The sequence below is a fragment of the Pseudomonas sp. P4_B3 genome (assembly GCF_056402295.1).
The window spans coordinates 1-19,296 of sequence record NZ_JBFUHR010000024.1; the positions used below are offsets into that span (position 1 = coordinate 1).

General features: G+C 62.2%; 14 protein-coding genes. 9 read left to right on the top strand and 5 right to left on the bottom strand.

Translation table 11 applies throughout. The features are described from left to right. Positions 1 to 393 (top strand): putative sulfate exporter family transporter (locus AC1DWG_RS24770; protein ID WP_477788460.1); only part of this gene is annotated, 393 nt, incomplete at its 5' end. A gap of 139 nt (positions 394 to 532) precedes the next feature. Here the strand turns inward: AC1DWG_RS24770 and AC1DWG_RS24775 are convergent. Continuing rightward, complete coding sequence (locus AC1DWG_RS24775) at positions 533 to 1,567, bottom strand: AraC family transcriptional regulator (RefSeq protein WP_477763272.1); 1,035 nt, start codon at positions 1,565 to 1,567, stop codon at positions 533 to 535. Between the two features lie 356 nt (positions 1,568 to 1,923). Between AC1DWG_RS24775 and AC1DWG_RS24780 the strand changes: the two genes are divergently transcribed. From AC1DWG_RS24780 to AC1DWG_RS24815, 8 genes are all read left to right on the top strand, one after another. Continuing rightward, on the top strand, positions 1,924 to 2,490 hold the full coding sequence (locus AC1DWG_RS24780; protein WP_477763273.1) for an RBBP9/YdeN family alpha/beta hydrolase: 567 nt from the start codon (positions 1,924 to 1,926) through the stop codon (positions 2,488 to 2,490). A gap of 124 nt (positions 2,491 to 2,614) precedes the next feature. Further along, positions 2,615 to 4,618 carry a DUF1302 domain-containing protein gene (locus AC1DWG_RS24785; RefSeq protein ID WP_477763274.1) on the top strand — a complete coding sequence of 668 codons (2,004 nt, stop codon included), beginning with the start codon at positions 2,615 to 2,617 and terminating at the stop codon, positions 4,616 to 4,618. A 41-nt stretch (positions 4,619 to 4,659) separates the two neighbouring features. Continuing rightward, on the top strand, positions 4,660 to 6,018 hold the full coding sequence (locus tag AC1DWG_RS24790) for a DUF1329 domain-containing protein (RefSeq protein ID WP_477763275.1): 1,359 nt from the start codon (positions 4,660 to 4,662) through the stop codon (positions 6,016 to 6,018). A 166-nt stretch (positions 6,019 to 6,184) separates the two neighbouring features. Continuing rightward, the gene (locus AC1DWG_RS24795) at positions 6,185 to 7,276 is read left to right on the top strand and encodes a WD40/YVTN/BNR-like repeat-containing protein (RefSeq protein ID WP_477788461.1); all 1,092 of its coding nucleotides are present in this window, start codon (positions 6,185 to 6,187) and stop codon (positions 7,274 to 7,276) included. Positions 7,277 to 7,292: 16 nt separating this feature from the next. Continuing rightward, the gene (locus AC1DWG_RS24800; protein WP_477788462.1) at positions 7,293 to 9,812 is read left to right on the top strand and encodes an efflux RND transporter permease subunit; all 2,520 of its coding nucleotides are present in this window, start codon (positions 7,293 to 7,295) and stop codon (positions 9,810 to 9,812) included. Between the two features lie 6 nt (positions 9,813 to 9,818). Next, the gene (locus AC1DWG_RS24805) at positions 9,819 to 11,597 is read left to right on the top strand and encodes an acyl-CoA dehydrogenase C-terminal domain-containing protein (RefSeq protein WP_477788463.1); all 1,779 of its coding nucleotides are present in this window, start codon (positions 9,819 to 9,821) and stop codon (positions 11,595 to 11,597) included. A 24-nt stretch (positions 11,598 to 11,621) separates the two neighbouring features. After that, entirely contained in the window at positions 11,622 to 13,265 is a 1,644-nt protein-coding gene (locus AC1DWG_RS24810) for a fatty acid--CoA ligase (protein ID WP_477788464.1), read from the top strand. A gap of 190 nt (positions 13,266 to 13,455) precedes the next feature. Continuing rightward, the gene (locus tag AC1DWG_RS24815; RefSeq protein ID WP_477763279.1) at positions 13,456 to 13,800 is read left to right on the top strand and encodes a potassium channel family protein; all 345 of its coding nucleotides are present in this window, start codon (positions 13,456 to 13,458) and stop codon (positions 13,798 to 13,800) included. Between the two features lie 137 nt (positions 13,801 to 13,937). Here the strand turns inward: AC1DWG_RS24815 and AC1DWG_RS24820 are convergent, their stop codons facing one another. The 4 genes from AC1DWG_RS24820 to AC1DWG_RS24835 are packed head-to-tail and all read right to left on the bottom strand — an operon-like array spanning position 13,938 to position 19,070. After that, entirely contained in the window at positions 13,938 to 14,159 is a 222-nt protein-coding gene (locus AC1DWG_RS24820) for a formate dehydrogenase subunit delta (RefSeq protein ID WP_046040259.1), read from the bottom strand. Beyond that, entirely contained in the window at positions 14,156 to 17,038 is a 2,883-nt protein-coding gene (gene fdhF / locus AC1DWG_RS24825; RefSeq protein ID WP_477788465.1) for a formate dehydrogenase subunit alpha, read from the bottom strand. The genes AC1DWG_RS24820 and fdhF overlap by 4 nt, the downstream gene beginning before the upstream one ends. Beyond that, on the bottom strand, positions 17,035 to 18,597 hold the full coding sequence (locus AC1DWG_RS24830; protein ID WP_477788466.1) for a formate dehydrogenase beta subunit: 1,563 nt from the start codon (positions 18,595 to 18,597) through the stop codon (positions 17,035 to 17,037). The genes fdhF and AC1DWG_RS24830 overlap by 4 nt, the downstream gene beginning before the upstream one ends. Further along, the gene (locus AC1DWG_RS24835) at positions 18,594 to 19,070 is read right to left on the bottom strand and encodes a formate dehydrogenase subunit gamma (RefSeq protein WP_477763283.1); all 477 of its coding nucleotides are present in this window, start codon (positions 19,068 to 19,070) and stop codon (positions 18,594 to 18,596) included. Before AC1DWG_RS24835 ends, AC1DWG_RS24830 begins: the two co-directional genes overlap by 4 nt. Positions 19,071 to 19,296: the final 226 nt, after the last annotated feature.

Here is a 19,296-nt window from a genome sequence, read left to right on the forward strand (position 1 = left end):
GGCTACAGCATGTCGACCGAGACCGGCGACACGGCCACGGTGGTCAAGCTGATGCGCGTTGCCATGCTGCTGCCGGTGATCGTCACCGCCGCGATGATCACCCGCATGCAAGGCGCCGACCCGACCGGCAAACGCCCACCGTTGTTGCCATGGTTCGCCGTCGGTTTTCTGATTCTGGCCTGCATCAACAGCACCGGATGGATAGCGCCTGCGGTGCAAGGATCGGTCAACGAACTGTCGCGCTGGTGCCTGGTGATCTCCATCAGTGCCCTGGGCATGAAGACCCGGCTCAAGGAGCTGGCGGCGGTCGGGATCAAACCGATTCTGCTGATGGTGGGGGAGACGGTGTTCCTCGTCGTGTTGGTGCTGTTGTTGCTGCACTGGGGCCTCTGAGCACGTCACCACTCGTTCGTTTTATGGCAGGGCTGCACGGCGTTGACTCCTCATGCCGTGGGGCTCCAGACCGGTGCTACAAGCACCGGTCTTTCGCGGCGACTGTACCAGCAGTCGCCGTTTTTTTTGTGCTGTTGATTCAGAGTTCTTTAGGACTAGTAAGGGGTTTGACGATGGTTTGTTTCTGCGCTCTCCAAGTCGCCGGCGGCATACCGAACTGGCTAATGAACCACCGCGTAAACGAACTCGCCATCGAATAGCCGAGCATGTCTGCAATCCGACTCAGCGGATAATTCGGATTATCCAGATAGCGCAGCACCAGGTCGCGGCGCACGTCGTTGATCACGTCGTTGAAGGCGCAGCCGTCGTCCTTGAGGCGGCGTTGCAGGGTGCGCACGTTCATGCCCTGGCTTTGGGCGACCTGTTCGATGGTGGCGCGCCCCATGGGCAGCAGCAGGTAGATGGCCTTGCGCACCTCGAACAGCATCGAGGCGCCTTCGTGGTTCTGCAGCGAATCGAGGTAGCTCTGGGCGTAGCGGGCCATGGCCGGGTCGGCGTTGGGGTTGGTCATGTCGAGGCTGACGTCCGGGCAGACGATGCCGTTGAACTCGCTGCCGAACTCCAGGTTGCAGCCGAACAGGCGGCGATGCAGGTGCAGGTTGTCCGGTGGCTGGTGCATGAAGTTGACGCTGTAGGGGTGCCAGTGTGAGCCGAGCAATGCCGAGCACAGCCGGAACATCACACCGATGGCCAGCTCCGTGGCCTGGCGGCTGGGCATCGGCGTTTCGGTGACCACCTCTTCGCGAATGATCACCATCTTGCCGGCCTCTTCAATGAAGATCGCCAGCGAGTCATTCATCAGGTGCCGGTAATCCACCACGACCTGCAAGGCATCGCGCAGGGTGCGCTGGTGGCTGAGCAGCAGGCTGACCACGCCGAAGTCCGAGAGCTGGCGCGATTCGGCCATGCTCAGGCCGAAGGTCTGGCAACCGCTGGCAGCGGCCGAGTCTTCCAGCAACCGCACGGCGGCATCGATCTGGATACGGTGTTCAGGGGCTTGCAGTTGGGCCCTGCTCAGGCCGACAGCGGCCAGCACGTCGCGCGGGTTGAAACCCAGGTACTGGGTGACCTCCAGGTAGTTGGTCAAGACAGCGGCGCGAACAAGCTTGGTCATGCGAAAGTCTTCCCTGGGCCTATGGCGATTGGCGTGAGCGTGGCGACTATATCCAGCGCATCAACAGTTGAACAGTTGTCATGTCGTTGATGGATTTCATGCTGTCCGGTCACCCATCCTCTACGCTGCAGGGAGCCATCAGCGCTCATCCGTTGATTACAGTGACCTTGCGCCAACCTGGGGGATTTTTCGACCAGTGGTCGCGCTGTCCTGCTGTCCGACAATTTGTCATCAAAAGAAAAGTGCCTGACGTCCAATGTAAAGCGCTGCGGGTGGGCGCTCTTTAATGTCGACACTACAAAAAGCCCCTGGCGAAAACAGCCAGTCGAGTTATCGAGAAAGCGAAGGTGTTGACCGTGGACAAACTGCAAACTGCCGCCACCATTCTGATCGTTCCGGGTCTGCGCGAGCACGTGGCCGAACATTGGCAAACATTGCTTGCAGCCAGGCTGAGCAACGTGCGCAGTGTTGCGCCGCTGGAGACCGACAAGCTCGATTGCATGGCCCGTGTGCGGGCGATTCAACACGAACTCGAACAGATCGACGGCCCCGTGATTCTGGTGGCCCACAGCGCCGGCGTGCTGATGGTCGCGCACTGGGCGGCGCACTACAGCCGTCCGATCAAGGGCGCCTTGCTGGCCGCGCCACCGGACCTCGATGCGGTCTGGCCGTCAAACTATCCATCTTCCGAGACCCTGCGTAACCAGGGCTGGAACCCTCTGCCACAAGGCCCGCTGCCATTTCGCAGCATCGTGGCCGGCAGCACCAACGATCACCTTGCCAGTATGCCTGCGGTCACCCGGATGGCAGAAGGCTGGGGCGCCGAATTGCTCAATCTGGGCGATGTCGGCCATCTCAATCCGGCCGCAGGATTTGGCCATTGGCAGCAAGCCGAGGCACTCATCCAGGAGCTGGATCGCTAGTACAAGGAGCTGGACTGGCAGTACGCCAACCGGCATTTGCCCTCATTCCTTAAACGCAAACCCGAAGAGGCTTGCGCGAGGGCGGCTGCGCTTAAAACAAATACAAAAAGGCGGAGACAACGCAATGCACAACAATAAGAGTCACGGCTTCACCGCTCCACGCTACACCTTGCTGGCCTCAGCCATTCTTGCGGCAACCCTACCGGTGGCCCATGCGGCCGAGATCGAGACGGGGAATCCGGACTGGAACGTACGCGTGGATAACACCATCAAGTACAACTACGGCGTGCGCACCGAAAGTGCCGACAAGCGCATGTTGGCAACCCCGAACAACAACGACGGCGACTACAACTTCCGCAAGGCCGGTACCAACATCACCAACCGTATCGACCTGTTGACCGAAATGGACGTGGTCTACAAGAACGCCATGGGCTTTCGCGTCAGCGCCGCCAGCTGGTACGACAAGGCCTATGACAATACCGGTTCCAATTCCAACCCGTTCGTCAACGGCAACGATGCGCGCTCGGGCCTGATCGCCAACGACCCGCGCCTGGCCGGGGTCACCCATGACAACGTTGGCAACGGCAGCCCGCACCTGAGCAATTATGCCCAGCGCTACTACAGCGGTCCTTCGGGCGAAATCCTCGATGCCTTCGTGTTCTACAGCACCGAAGTGGGCGAGGAGTCGATGTTCAGCGTCAAGGCCGGTCAGCACAACGTGTTCTGGGGCGAGACCATTCTCAACCCGGTGCACTCGGTCAGCTACGGCCAGTCCGGCCTCGACCTGGCCAAGCTTGCCGCGTCGCCGGGTACCGAGGCCAAGGAACTGTTCGTTCCGCGTAACCAGTTGTCGATGACGTTCACCGTCAATCCGGAATTGACCGTGGGTGCCCAGTACTTCCTCGATTGGGACGCCGCGCGTCTGCCGGAAGCCGGTACTTATTACGGTGGTTCCGACCTGGTCGGCTTTGGTGCGCAATCGTTCCTGCTCGGCAACACCAACGCCGTGGTGCCTGGCAGTCCGCTGGGTTGTGGCCTGGCGCCGTGCAACGCGTTGACCAACGTGCGTCGCGGCCATGACCTGACGCCGGGCAGCAGCGGCGACTGGGGCGTCATGGCCAAGTGGTCGCCGGCCTGGCTCGATGGCACCCTCGGTGTCTACTACCGCGAGACTTCGGAAATCCTGCCGCAAGCCTGGCTGGACGCCAGGGGCATTACCTCGGCCAACCCCAACGGCACTCGGCCGGCAGGGCAAGTGCCTGCGGTGATCAACACCCTCAATTCGCTGGACACCGCCACCTATCAGATGGCCTATGCCGACAACATCAAGATCGTCGGCCTGAGCCTGTCCAAGGACGTGGGCGGGATCAGTGTCGGTTCGGACCTGAACATCCGTCACAACATGCCGCTGGCCAGTATCCCGGCGATCGTCAGTACCCGCAGCCCGCTGGGTCTGGGGCAAGGGCTTGGTCTGCTGCCTGCACGTACCGACGCCACCGGTGTGGTCTACGACACCCCGAGCCGCGGCGACAGCATGAGCGCCACCGGTGACACCTTGCACTGGACGCTCAACGGTCTGATGACCCTGCCGAAAACGCCGGTGTTCGATCAGGCAACCGTGCTTGCCGAGCTGTACTACAGCAACCTGCTCAAGCTCGATAGCAAGAACGAAGCGCTCTACAAGGGCAAGGACAGCTATCGCGGCATCGACGCGCCGACCCGGGACAACTGGGGCATCGCGGTCAACTTCACACCGACCTGGTACCAGGTGTTTCCCGGTGTCGACCTCAACGCGCCGATGTCGGTCAACGTCGGTCTCGCCGGCGTGTCACCGGTCTCTGGTGGCGGTGCCAAGGACACCGGCAACTATGCCGTGGGCGTCGGTGCCGTTGTGTACAACAAATACTTCGTTGACCTGAAGTACGTGGACTCCTTCGGCAAAACCGAAAAATGCAACGTCAGCGGTGTGAGTACCGGCCCGAACGGTGGTGACGGCTCCACGCCTAACGCCTTTAGCGGCAACGAGAACTACGCCTGTTTCGCCGGTGGCTACTCGTCCTTCTCCGGAGGTGGTGCCACGACTGAGGACCGTGGCGCCGTGTACCTGACGATGAAAACAACATTCTGATTCACCACTGATTTGCTCAATGCAAGCAGGAGAATAACAAGATGAAATTTGTAAAAACCGTGTTGGCCGCTTCGCTGGCCATGGTCCTTGCCGCTCAGGCACAGGCTGCTGTTTCAACTCAGGAAGCTGCCAAACTGGGCACCAGCCTGACACAGGTAGGGGCTGAAAAAGCCGGGAACGCTGATGGTTCCATTCCTGCCTACAACGGTGGCTTGACCACTGCGCCGGCCAGCTTCAAAGCCGGCGACAGCATGCGCCCGGATCCGTTTGCCAGTGAGAAGCCGCTGCTGGTGATCGACGGCAAGAACGTCGATCAGTACAAGGGCATGCTCACGGCGACCACGGTAGAACTGGCCAAGCGTTTCCCGACTTTCCGTGTCGACGTGTTCCCGACGCACCGCACCGTGTCGCTGCCTCAAGCGATTCTGGATAACGGCGTGAAGAACGCCAGCGGCGCCAAGTCCCTGGAAGGTGGCCTGGCCATCGACAACGTACTGCCGGGCATTCCGTTCCCGATTCCGCAGTCGGGCAACGAAGCGATGTGGAACTTCCTGTTGCGCTACCAAGGCGTCAGCATCAGCTCCAAGTACGACTCCTGGAACGTCGACTCGGCCGGCGTGGCGAGCCTGGCGACCACCGGGCAAGCGAACATCTCCTACCCGATCTATGAAAACCTCTCGCAGCCGATCAGCAGCGCCGACGTGTACTACCAGATGAAGCTGGCGTACACCGGCCCTGCGCGCCGGGCCGGTGAGGCGATCATGCTCAAGGACGCCGCCAACCCGTTGCAGCAGCCACGTCGCGCCTGGCAATACTTGCCGGGGCAGCGTCGAGTCAAGCTGGCTCCGAGCCTGGCCTACGACACGCCTAACCCGGGTACCGCTGGCGCGGGCACCTACGATGACGTGTTCGTGTTCAACGGTGCACTGGATCGCTACGACTGGAAACTGGTCGGCAAGCAAGAAATGATCGTGCCCTACAACACCTACAAGCTGACCTACGTGCAGGATCCTAAGTCGCTGACCACTGCCAATCACCTGTCACCGGACTTCGTACGCTGGGAAAAACACCGCGTATGGGTCGTTGAAGGCAACCTCAAGGCCGGTGCCCGTCACATCTACGCCAAGCGCCGCTTCTACCTCGACGAAGACAGCTGGACCGCTTTGGCCTCGGATCAATATGACGCTCGTGGTCAGCTCTACCGTGGCTCGTTTGCCTTCCTGAGCCAGAGCTATGACAAGCAGGTTCCGGACTCCACGCCGTTCATGATCTACGACCTGGTCGGCGGTTCCTACAACATCAACGGTGTAGTCGGCCCTTACGGCGGCATCAAGTACATCGAGCCGCTCTCCAAGGCCCAATGGTCTTCGGAATCCCTGGCCGGCGCCGGTATTCGCTAAGCCAACCGCAATGTAGGAGCGAGCATGCTCGCGATGGACGTTAACGATTACGCGTGTTTTCAGGATGCCCGCGTCGCCCTCAGGTCCATCGCGAGCAGGCTCGCTCCTACAACTGCATGAGCTGCACGGCGCGAGGTGTGGCGCGGTTTTCCGAAGAGGACGCAGTATGTGTTCGTATAAAAATAATATTTTGCGGCTGGCGTTTGGTGTCGTGCTCGGCCTGTCGCAGGGCGTCACCCATGCGGCCGAGTACGTCGATGTGCTGGACCTGCCTGCCAGGGTCAGTGCCTTGGCCATCAACAGCCCGTTGTCCGGAATGACCCGCGCCGGTGGGCGCGTGATTACCGTCGGCCAGCGTGGCCATATTATGTTTTCCGATGATTCGGGAAACCACTGGCAACAGGCCGCCGTACCGGCCAGTGCCGACCTCACTGCGGTGAATTTTCCGACCGCCACCCAAGGCTGGGCGGTGGGTAATGACGGCGTGGTGCTGCACAGCAGCGACGCTGGCGCGACTTGGCAAAAGCAACTCGACGGTCGTCAGATCGGCGCCTTGCTGGTCAAGCATTACACGGCGCTGGCCAGCGCCGAGCCGGGCAATGAGCAATGGCCGCTGCTGGTCACCGAGGGCCAGAAGCTGGTCGATCAGGGCGCGGACAAACCGCTGCTCGACGTCTGGTTCGCCAACGACAAGACCGGCTATGTGGTCGGTGTATTCAACCTGATCCTGCGCACCGACGATGGTGGCCTGACCTGGACGCCATTCCAGGACCGCACCGACAACCCACAGGGTTTCCACCTCAACGCCATCGCCTCTACCGGCGACGGTTTGTACATCGCCGGCGAGCAAGGCCTGTTGCTCAAGTGGGACGACAGCGCCCAACGCTTCAATGCCGTGCCGACGCCTTATCAAGGCAGCTTCTTTGGCGTACTCGGCAAGCCTGGCGAAGTGCTGATCTACGGCCTGCGCGGCAATGTGCTGCGCAGCACCGACGGCGGCCAGAGCTGGACCGCACTGGACACCGGCCTGCACGTCAGCATCACCGCGGGCCTGATCGACGCCCGTGGCAATTATCGCTTGTTCACCCAGGGCGGGCAGATGCTGGTCAGCCAAGGGACGGGCGCGCAGTTGCATCTGAAGCAGCAACCGGCACCGACCCCGGTCGCCGGCGCCACCCAGTCCGCCGATGGCGCCTTGGTGCTGGCCGGCAGCCGTGGTGCCCGGACGCTGTCCGCCGATCCAGCCCTCGAACCCTAAGAGCGAGAACCCAGACATGGGCAATATCAAACAAGACGCCATGCCGGTGATCCGCGATCTGCGTGATTTCGATCGTCGCTCCGGCAACCTCCTCGAACGGCTGGTGTTCAACTACCGCCCGCTGTTCATGCTGCTGATGGCGCTCGCCACCGTGGTGCTGGGCTTCATGGCGGTGACTCGCCTGGAGTTGCGCCCAAGCTTCGAAAAAATGATTCCCCAGAGTCAGCCCTACATCCAGAACTTCCTGGAAAACCGCGCTTCGCTGCGCGGCCTGGGCAATTCGGTGCGGGTAGTGGTCGAGAACACCCAGGGCGATATTTTCGATCCGCAATACCTCGACGTGCTCAAGCAGGTCAACGACCAGCTGTTCCTCACCGAAGGCGTCGACCGCGCGTGGATGAAGTCGCTGTGGAGCCCGGCGGTGCGCTGGACTGAAGTCACCGAGGACGGTTTCCAGGGTGGCCCGGTGATGCCCGACAGTTATCAGGGCTCGCCCTCCGACATTGAACAGTTGCGCCAGAACATCTCCCGCGCCGGTCTGGTGGGCAGCCTGGTGGCCAGCGACTTCAAGTCGACCATGCTGATCGTGCCGCTGATGGACAAAGCCGCCGCCGGTGGTCAACGCATCAACTACCACGCGTTCTCGCAGATGCTCGAAGAGCAGTTGCGCGACAAGATCGAATACGCCGGCGACAGCGCGGCGCGTAAATCCGGGGTCGAAGGCACCGGCCATTACAAGGTGCGGGTGATCGGCTTCGCCAAGCTCATGGGCGACCTGATCGACGGCCTGATCCAGGTGATGATGTTCTTCGGCCTGGCCGTGGTCACTTCGCTGATCATCATTTACGGCTACACCCGTTGCGTGCGCAGCACTCTGCTGGTGGTCGGCTGCTCGCTGATCGCGGTGGTCTGGCAACTGGGTATTGTCGCCTGGCTCGGCTACGCCATTGATCCGTACTCGGTGCTGGTGCCGTTCTTGATCTTCGCCATCGGCGTGTCCCACGCCGCGCAGAAGATGAACGGCATCATGCAGGACATCGCCCGTGGCACCCATAAACTGATCGCTGCGCGCTACACCTTCCGCCGTCTGTTCATCGCCGGTGTCACCGCGCTGCTGGCCGACGCCGTGGGCTTCGCCGTGCTGATGCTGATCGATATCCCGGTGATCCAGGATCTGGCGATCACCGCCAGTATTGGTGTCGCCGTGCTGATCTTCACCTCGTTGTTGTTGATGCCGGTGGCGCTGTCCTATGTCGGTGTGGGCGCGAAAGCTGCCGAGCGTGCGCTGAAAATCGACAACCGCGCAGAGAAGCACAAAGGCTTCGGCAGACTGTGGGACGCGCTCGATCGCTTCACCACCGCCAAGTGGGCCACGGGCGCAGTAGTGGTCGCGGTGTTGATGGGCATTGGCGGTTACATGGTCAGCCAGAACCTGAAAATCGGCGACCTCGACAGCGGGGCGCCGGAGCTGCGCGCCGACTCGCGCTACAACCGCGACAACGCCTACATCACCCAGCATTACGCGCTGTCCAGCGACCTGTTCGCGGTGATGATCAAGACCGCGCCGGAAGGCTGCCTGAACTACAAGACCCTGGTCCTCGCCGACCGCCTGGCCTGGGAACTGCAACAGTATCCGGGCGTGCAGGCGACCGCGTCCTTGGTCAACGCGGTACGCCAGATCACCGCCGGCACCTACGAAGGCAACCCCAAGCTCAACAGCATCCAGCGCAACCAGGACGTGCTGAACTACGCCGCGCAACAAGCCTCGGTCAACTCCCCGGAGCTGTTCAACACCGACTGCTCGCTGATGCCGGTGATCACCTTCCTCAAGGATCACAAGGCCGAGACCCTGGACGCGGTGGTGGCGATTGCCGACAAGTTCGCCAAGGAAAACAGCACCGCGGATCGCCAGTTCCTGCTCGCTGCCGGCACCGCCGGGATCGAGGCCGCGACCAACATCGTGGTGCGCGAAGCCAACCGCACCATGCTGCTGTACGTGTATGCGGCGGTGACGCTGTTCTGCCTGATCACCTTCCGCAGCTGGCGCGCCACGCTGGTGGCGCTGTTGCCGCTGGTGCTGACCTCGATCCTCTGCGAAGCCTTGATGGTGGCCATGGGTATCGGCGTGAAAGTCGCGACCCTGCCGGTGATCGCCCTCGGCGTGGGCATCGGCGTGGACTACGCCTTGTACCTGCTCAGCGTGCAACTGCACTTCCAGCGCCAGGGCCTGCCTTTGTCCCAGGCCTACCGCAACGCCGTGTCGTTCACCGGCCGGGTGGTCGGGCTGGTGGGCATCACCCTCGCTGCTGGCGTGGTGTGCTGGGTCTGGTCGCCGATCAAGTTCCAGGCCGACATGGGCATCCTGCTGACCTTCATGTTCCTGTGGAACATGCTCGGCGCGCTGATCCTGATTCCGGCCCTGTCCTGGTTCCTGCTGCGCGAACGGGCCCCTCAGCCCGGTTCTGTCGCGGTAACCGAAAACGCTGAATCCACTGAACGTCCCGGCATGCCCCATGCCGTGACCACTTCCGAGTAAGCCAAGATGTCTGATTACAAAGCTCCCCTGCGCGACATGCGCTTCGTACTCAACGAGGTTTTCCAGGTGTCCCGGCTCTGGGCGCAATTGCCCGGCCTGGCCGACGTGATCGATGAAGAGACCGCCGCCGCCATCCTTGAAGAGGCCGGCAAGATCAGCGCCGAAGTGATCGCGCCACTGAACCGCGCCAGCGACGAACAGGGCTGCACCTGGAACGACGGCGCGGTCACCGCTCCGGACGGTTTTGCCCAGGCCTATCAAGCCTTCGCCGAAGGCGGTTGGGTGGGTGTTGGCGGTGATCCGCAGTACGGCGGCATGGGCATGCCCAAGGCGATTTCGGCGCAGGTCGAAGAGATGGTCAACTCGGCCAGCCTGTCGTTCGGCCTGTACCCGATGCTGACCGCCGGCGCCTGCCTGTCGATCAAGGCCCACGCCAGCGAAGAACTGAAAGCGGCTTACTTGCCGAACATGTACGCCGGCACCTGGACCGGTTCGATGTGCCTGACCGAAGCCCATTCCGGTACCGACCTTGGCCTGATCCGCACCAAGGCCGAACCCCAGGCCGATGGCAGTTACAAGGTCAGCGGCAGCAAGATTTTCATCACCGGTGGCGAGCACGAGCTGACCGAAAACATCATCCATCTGGTGCTGGCGCGACTGCCGGATGCACCGGCCGGGCCGAAAGGCATCTCGCTGTTCCTGGTGCCGAAAGTGCTGGTCAACGCTGACGGTTCGCTGGGTGAAAACAACGCGCTGTCCTGCGGCTCCATCGAACACAAGATGGGCATCAAGGCCTCCGCCACCTGCGTGATGAACTTCGACGGCGCCACCGGCTGGATCGTCGACGCACCGAACAAAGGCCTGGCGGCCATGTTCACCATGATGAACTACGAACGTCTGGGCGTGGGCATACAAGGCTTGGCACAGGGCGAGCGTTCGTACCAGAACGCCGTCGCCTACGCCCGTGACCGCCTGCAAAGCCGTGCACCGACCGGCGCGCAGCACAAGGACAAAGCGGCCGACCCGATCATCGTGCACCCGGACGTGCGCCGCATGCTGCTGACCATGAAAGCCTTGAACGAAGGCGGCCGTGCGTTCTCCAGCTACGTGGCCCTGCAACTGGACATCGCCAAGTACAGCGAAGACGCACCGACACGCCAGCGCGCGCAGGATCTGGTATCGCTGCTGACCCCGGTGGCCAAGGCATTTCTCACCGACATGGGCCTGGAGACCACCCTCCACGGCCAGCAGGTCTTCGGCGGCCACGGCTACATCCGTGAGTGGGGCCAGGAGCAACTGGTGCGGGACGTGCGCATTACCCAGATCTACGAAGGCACCAACGGCATCCAGTCGCTGGACCTGGCCGGGCGCAAGATCGTCGGCAGCGGCGGGGCGCTCTACCGTTTGTTCGCTTCGGAAATCCGCAACTTCACCGCCACTGCCTGCGCGGACCTCGGCGAGTTCACCCAGCCGCTGAACGCCGCCGTCGACACCCTCGACGACCTGACCGCGTGGCTGCTCGACCGGGCACAAAACAACCGGAACGAAATCGGCGCGGCCTCGGTCGAGTACCTGCACGTGTTCGGCTACACCGCGTACGCCTACATGTGGGCGCGTATGGCCAAGGCCGTCATGAGCGGCGATGGCGAAGACGATTTTTACACCAGCAAACTGGCCACCGCACGTTTCTACTTCGCCCGGTTGCTGCCGCGTATCCACTCGTTGAGCGCATCGGCCAAGGCCGGCAGCGACTGCCTCTACGAGCTGCAAGCCGATCAGTTCTGATCGAAAGGACAAGGAACCTTAAACATGATGGCGACAAAAATAATTCCGCCCGCCGACGGCGCTTATGCCTATCCCTTGCTGATCAAGCAACTGCTGCTGTCCGGCATGCGCTACCAGCCGGGCCGGGAAATCGTCTACGCCGACAAGCTGCGCTACAGCTACCAGACCCTCAACAAGCGTATTCGCCGCCTGGCCAATGCGCTGACGGCGGCCGGGGTCAAGGCCGGTGACACCGTGGCTTTACTCGACTGGGACAGCCACCGTTACCTGGAATGCTTCTTCGCCGTGCCGATGATCGGCGCGGTGCTGCACACCGTGAACATTCGCCTGTCGCCGGAGCAGGTGTTGTTCACCATGAACCACGCCGAAGATGACCTGGTGCTGGTGCATGATGATTTCCTGCCCCTGATCGAGCAGATCCAAGGTCGGCTGGAAACCGTTAAAGGCTACCTGCAGCTCACCGATGACGAGGCGACCACGACCTCGCTGCCGGTGCTGGGCGAGTACGAACACCTGCTGTCCCTGGCCCCGGACCAGTACGACTTCCCCGATTTCGACGAGAACTCGGTCGCCACGCTGTTCTACACCACCGGCACCACCGGCGACCCGAAAGGCGTGTACTTCAGCCACCGGCAACTGGTGCTGCACACCCTGAATGCCGTCGGCACCCTGGGCGTCTATCAGGGCCAGCCGCTGCTGCGCTCCGACGACGTGTACATGCCGATCACGCCGATGTTCCATGTGCATGCCTGGGGCGTGCCGTATGTCGCGACCCTGATGGGCATCAAGCAGGTCTACCCCGGCCGCTATGAGCCCAACAGCCTGGTCAAGCTGTACCGCGAAGAGAAGGTGACCTTCTCCCACTGCGTGCCGACCATTTTGCAGATGATCCTCAACTGTGAAGAAGGCAAGGCGACCCGTTTCGACGGCTGGAAAATGCTCTTGGGCGGCAGCGCGCTAACCCTGGGCGTGGCCAGCGAAGCCAATGCCAAAGGCATGGTGGTGCACGCCGGTTACGGCATGTCGGAAACCTGCCCGTTGCTGTGTCTGACGTATCTGCGCGATGAAGACCTGCAACTGTCCGCCGAAGCGCAACTGCCGATCCGCATCAAGACCGGCACGCCGGTGCCGATGGTCGACCTGAAGATCATCGACGCCGACGGCAACGATGTGGCCCATGACGGCGAGTCCCTGGGCGAGATCGTGGTGCGCGCACCATGGCTGACCCAGGGCTATCTGAAAGCCCCGGACAAAGGCGCGGAACTGTGGCACAACGGCTGGCTGCACACCGGCGACATGGCCTCGATCGACAAGCTGGGCGGCGTGGAAATCAAGGACCGCATCAAGGACGTGATCAAGACCGGCGGCGAGTGGATCAGCTCACTGGAACTGGAAAGCCTGATCAGCGAACACCCGGGCGTGATGTCCGTCGCCGTGGTGGGCATTGCCGACGAACAATGGGGTGAACGCCCCATGGCCATGGTCGTCTGCGAGCCGGGGCAATACCTCGACCGCAAGATTCTGGAGGTTCATTTGCAAGCCTTCGTCGACGGCGGGCGCATCAACAAATGGGCGATCCCGAAGCAGTTCAAGTTCGTGACCGAAATCCCCAAGACCAGCGTCGGCAAGATCAACAAGAAGCTGATTAGGGAAACTGAAGCGAACTGAGGGATAAACCTGCAACAAATTCAACAGTGGGCTGTTTCTGGATAGTTTGCGGGGCGTCATCTTTGTCATAGTCCTCGCCAAAGATAACGCCCCGTTGGTCGCAGTTTTCAGCGCTTGTGCCAAGCTGAACGGGGTATTGAACCGCCGCGTATTCAACTGCCGGCCAGTCAAACCCAAGGAAGCCCACGCCATGAACCTCGCCCGTGCAGCAAACGTCCGCAAGGAGTTCTACAAAGCCGTCTGGTTCTATTTCAAAGTGGTGTGGCCGATCTTCTCGATACTGCTGTTAGTGATCGTTGCGTTTGGCCTCGTCATCGCCCAGCTGGAAGGGTGGAGCCCTGATGACGGTGTCTACTTTGCCTTCGTGACCGGACTGACCATCGGCTATGGAGAACTGGTGCCAAAACTGGGTGTGTCGCGAGTGCTGGCGATCCTGCTGGGTTTCAACGGCGTGCTGATGACCGCGACATTCGCGGCGATCAGTGTCCGGGCCATTGAAGTGACCGTGACGGCGGCGAGGAAGGGGGAGGAGTAGGGCAAATCCCAACCCCAACACACCCCCCCTGTAGGAGCGAGCCTGCTCGCGATAGCGGTACTTCAGCCGGCAAAAATGCTGAATGTTAAGCCGCCATCGCGAGCAGGCTCGCTCCTACAGTTTTTTCAGCCAGCAGGTTAAGCCTCCCAACCCGCCCCAGTCACCGCCGCCTGCACCAGTGGGTGCAAGTCCGCCCCCTGATGTTCCGTCTGCCAGGCCAGCAATTCCTTGCGCATGCTCGGCGCCCAGTACATCTGCATATGATTGCGCACGCTGAGCACCGCCTGTTGCTGGTCCGGCTGGCTGGCGAAGTACTGGGCGATCTGGTTGGCCATCTTGATCAGGTTGTCAGTACTCATCGGCGTACCTCGGCTTTGGTCCCGCGTGCCTGACGACGTTCATCGAGCAAACGTTGCTGTTCCTCGCTGAATTCCTGGAAGCGCTTTTGCCACTCCGAAGGGTGATAAACGCGACTGACTTCCACGGCCGTAACCTTGTACTCCGGACAGTTGGTCGCCCAGTCGGAGTTGTCGGTGGTGATGACGTTGGCGCCCGATTCCGGGAAGTGGAAGGTGGTGTACACCACGCCTGGGGCGACCCGTTCGGTGATCCGCGCACGCAGCACGGTCTGCCCTGCGCGGCTGCCAATGCCGACCCAGTCACCTTCGTTGATGCCACGGCTCTCAGCGTCGGTCGGGTGGATTTCCAGACGGTCTTCGTCATGCCAGGCGACGTTGTCGGTGCGCCGGGTCTGCGCGCCGACGTTGTACTGGCTGAGGATGCGCCCGGTGGTCAGCAACAGCGGATAGCGACTGTTGACCTTTTCCTCGGTGGGCACGTAGCCGGTGAGCATGAAGCGCCCCTTGCCACGCACGAATTCTTCGATGTGCATGGTCGGTGTGCCGTCCGGTGCCTCGGCGTTGCACGGCCATTGCAGGCTGCCGTGGCGGTCCAGTTCGGCGTAGCTGACGTTGGTGAAAGTCGGCGTCAGGCTGGCGATTTCATCCATGATTTGCGATGGATGTTGGTAGTTCATCGGGTAGCCCAAGGCATTGGCCAGGGCCACCGTGCCTTCCCAGTCGGCCTTGCCGCCCAGCGGGTCCATGACCTTGCGCACCCGGGAGATGCGTCGCTCGGCGTTGGTGAAGGTGCCGTCTTTTTCCAGGAACGAGCAGCCCGGCAGGAACACGTGGGCGAACTTGGCGGTTTCGTTGAGGAAAATGTCCTGCACCACTATGCATTCCATGGCCGACAGGGCCGCGGTGACGTGCTGGGTATTGGGGTCGCTCTGGGCGATGTCTTCGCCCTGGCAATACAGGCCCTTGAAGCTGCCGCCCAAGGCTGCCTCGAACATGTTGGGGATACGCAGGCCCGGGTCGGGTTGCAGGGTGACGTTCCAGGCCTGTTCGAACTGCGCTCGTACCACCTCGTTGGAGACGTGCCGGTAGCCGGGCAGCTCATGGGGGAAGGAACCCATGTCGCAGGAGCCCTGGACGTTGTTCTGCCCGCGCAGCGGGTTCACGCCCACGCCTTCGCGGCCGATGTTGCCGGTGGCCATGGCCAGGTTGGCGATGCCCATCACCGAAGTACTGCCCTGACTGTGTTCGGTGACGCCCAAACCGTAGTAGATCGCCGCATTGCCACCGGTGGCATACAGGCGCGCAGCGGCACGGATGTCGGCAGCGGGTACACCGCAGACAGGGCCAAGGGCTTCCGGCGAGTTTTCCGCACGGCTGACGAATTCACTCCAGATCGCGAAATCGCTACCCTCGCAACGGGCGTCGATAAAGGCCTGGTTGAGCAGTCCTTCAGTGACAATCACATGAGCCAAGGCGTTGAGCATGGCGACGTTGGTACCGGGGCGCAGGGCCAGGTGATACTCGGCGCGGGCATGCACCGTATCCACCAGATCGATGCGCCGCGGATCGATGACGATCAGCCGTGCGCCTTCACGCAGGCGGCGTTTGAGCTGGGAGGCGAACACCGGGTGGGCGTCGCTGGGGTTGGCACCCATCACCAGGATCACGTCGGCCTGCATCACAGAGTCGAAACTCTGGGTGCCGGCGGACTCGCCCAGGGTTTGTTTCAGGCCATAGCCGGTGGGCGAGTGGCAGACCCGCGCACAGGTGTCGACGTTGTTATTACCGAAGGCGGCCCGCACCAGTTTCTGCACCAGATAGGTTTCTTCGTTGGTGCAGCGGCTGGAGGTGATGCCACCAATGGAATCGCGGCCATATTTTTGCTGCAGCCGGCGAAATTCGCTGGCGGCGTAGGTCACCGCTTCGTCCCAGCTGACTTCCTGCCAAGGGTCGCTGATGTGCTTGCGGATCATCGGCTTGGTGATGCGATCCGGGTGGGTGGCGTAGCCCCAGGCGAAGCGCCCCTTGACGCAGGAGTGGCCGTGGTTGGCCTGGCCGCTCTTGTCCGGAACCATGCGTACCAACTGGTCGCCTTTCATCTCGGCACGGAACGAGCAGCCCACGCCGCAATAGGCACAGGTGGTGATCACGCTGCGTTCGGGCTGGCCCAGTTCGACCACGCTTTTTTCCATCAGCGTCGCAGTAGGGCAGGCTTGTACACAGGCGCCGCAGGACACACATTCCGAGTCGAGGAAGTTCTCGCCACCGGCAGCGGCCACGCGGGATTCAAAACCGCGCCCGGTAATGGTCAGGGCGAAGGTGCCCTGGGTTTCTTCGCAGGCGCGCACGCAGCGGTTGCAGACGATGCACTTGCTCGGGTCGTAGTCGAAGTAGGGGTTGGAGGTGTCTTTCACGTCCTCCAAATGGTTCTCGCCGTCATAGCCATAACGCACTTCCCGCAGGCCAACCTGGCCGGCGACGGTTTGCAGCTCGCAGTTGCCGTTGGCCGAGCAGGTCAGGCAGTCCAGCGGGTGATCGGAGATGTACAACTCCATGACGTTACGGCGCAGGGTCGCGAGCTTGGGCGTCTGGGTGTGCACGCTCATGCCTTCGCTGACCGGCGTGGTGCAGGACGCCGGATAACCGCGCATGCCGTCGATCTCCACCAGGCACATGCGGCAGGAGCCGAAGGCTTCCAGGCTGTCGGTGGCACAGAGTTTCGGAATGGTGGTGCCCAGCAGCGCGGCGGCGCGCATCACCGAAGTGCCTTCGGGCACGCTGATGCTGCGGCCATCGATGTTCAGGGTGACTTGCACCTGGCTGTCGCGGGCCGGAGTACCCAGGTCAATGTCTGTTTTCGGGTCGAAGAGAGTGATCATTGTTCGGCCTCCGAGGCTTGCAGACCGAAGTCAGCGGGGAAGTGCTTGAGGGCGCTGGTCACGGGATAAGACGTCATGCCGCCCAACGCGCACAGCGAACCGTATTGCAGGGTGTCGCACAGGTCCTTGAGGATGATCACCTGCTCATCGCGACTGTTCTGGTCGGGCGCGGCCAACAGGCGGTCGATCACCTCGACGCCACGGGTCGAGCCGATGCGGCACGGGGTGCATTTGCCACAGGATTCCTCGGCGCAGAACTGCATGGCGAAGCGCGCCATGCGGGCCATGTCCAGGGTGTCGTCAGCCACCACCACACCACCGTGACCGAGCATCGCGCCGATGGCCATAAAGGCTTCGTAATCCAGCGGCGTGTCGAATTGCGAAGGCGGAACCCAGGCGCCGAGCGGACCACCCACCTGCGCAGCCTTCAGCGGCCGGCCACTGGCGGTCCCGCCGCCGTAGTCTTCCACCAGCTCCCGCAAGGTCAGGCCAAAGGCACGTTCCACCAGCCCGCCGTGACGAATATTGCCCGCCAACTGGAAGGGCATGGTGCCCAGGGAGCGGCCCATGCCGTAGTCGCGGTAGAACTGCGCGCCCTTGGCCAGAATCATCGGAACCGAGGCCAGGGTCAGCACGTTGTGCACCAGCGTCGGCAGGCCGAACAAGCCCTGCAACGCTGGAATCGGCGGCTTGGCGCGGACGATCCCGCGCTTGCCTTCAAGCGAGTCCAGTAGCGCGGTTTCTTCACCGCAGATGTAGGCACCGGCACCGACGCGCACTTCCATATCGAAGGCCTGGCCGCTGCCGCCGACATTGGCGCCCAGGTAACCGGCTTCTCGGGCGATGTTCAACGCGGCCCGCAACGTGGCCACGGCATCCGGATATTCCGAGCGCACATAGATGTAGCCGAAAGTGGCGCCGACGGTAATGCCGGCAATGGCCATGCCTTCGATTAGCAGGAAGGGGTCGCCTTCCATCAACATGCGGTCGGCAAAGGTGCCGGAGTCGCCTTCGTCGGCGTTGCACACAATGTACTTCTGCGCAGCCTGAGTGCCGCGCACCGTGCGCCATTTGATCCCGGCCGGGAAGGCCGCGCCGCCACGGCCACGCAGGCCGGAATCGAACACTGCCGTCGCGGTCTGCTCGCCGCCAATGGCGATGGCTTGGGCCAGGCCCTCGAAACCGCCGTGGGCCCGGTAGTCGTCCAACGACAATGGCTGGGTAATACCGGCGCGGGCGAACAGCAGGCGTTGTTGAGTCTTCAGATACGGCAACTCTTCCACCAGACCCAAGGCCAGTGGATGAGAAGACGGGTCGCCTTTGAGCGCTTCGAGCACAGACGGCACATCAGCAGCCGTCAGTGGGCCGAAGCCGAAACGACCTTGCGGGCTGTCCACTTCCAGCAGCGGTTCCAGCCAATACAGACCGCGCGAACTGGTGCGCTGCAACTCCAGCGGCAGATTGCGTTCCTGAGCCAGCGTGATCAGGGCCACAGCGACCTCATCGGCACCCACGGCACGGGCAAGAGAATCACAGGACAGATAGAGCGTCGGCATCATGCGTCCTCCCGGCAAGCATCGAGCAGGGCATCCAGCCGCTCGGCACTGAGCCGCGCATGCACCCGGCCATCCAGCTCCAGAGCGGGCGAACAGGCGCAGGCACCCAGGCAATACACCGGACGCAAACTGATGCTGCCATCGGCGCTGCTGCCGTGATCGTCCAGTTGCAGGCGCTCGCGCAATTGCGCGGCAAGCTGCTCGGCACCACGGCTCTGGCACGACTCGGCCCGGCACAGCCGCAGGATATGCCGCGCGGGCGGCGCGGTACGGAAGTCATGGTAAAAACTGATCACCCCGCGAACCTCGGCCTGACTCAGGTTGAGGGCATGGGCAATCTCGGGGACGGCGACATCGGGGATGTAACCGATGTGCTCCTGAATATCATGAAGAATAGGCAACAGCGCACCCGGAGTACCCTTGTGGCGCTCCAGCAGACTGTTGACCACAGGCAGGTGCAACATCTCATCAGGCATTCAGCAATCCTCACGATCACGGACAAACCAGGCGGTTGTCGGTTGTCCGAAAGTGTCGGCTGCGGCATTCACACCACGTCACGGTATCGTGGCATCTATAAGCCGGTCGGCCAGGGCACCCTGAGCGGGCATCTTGTTGTGCCCGGCACGGTCTTCGCCGCACCTCAATAGGGGCATAAAAGCCAGATTGCCACGCGGCCCTTGATTCGGCTGCACCAGAGCGACG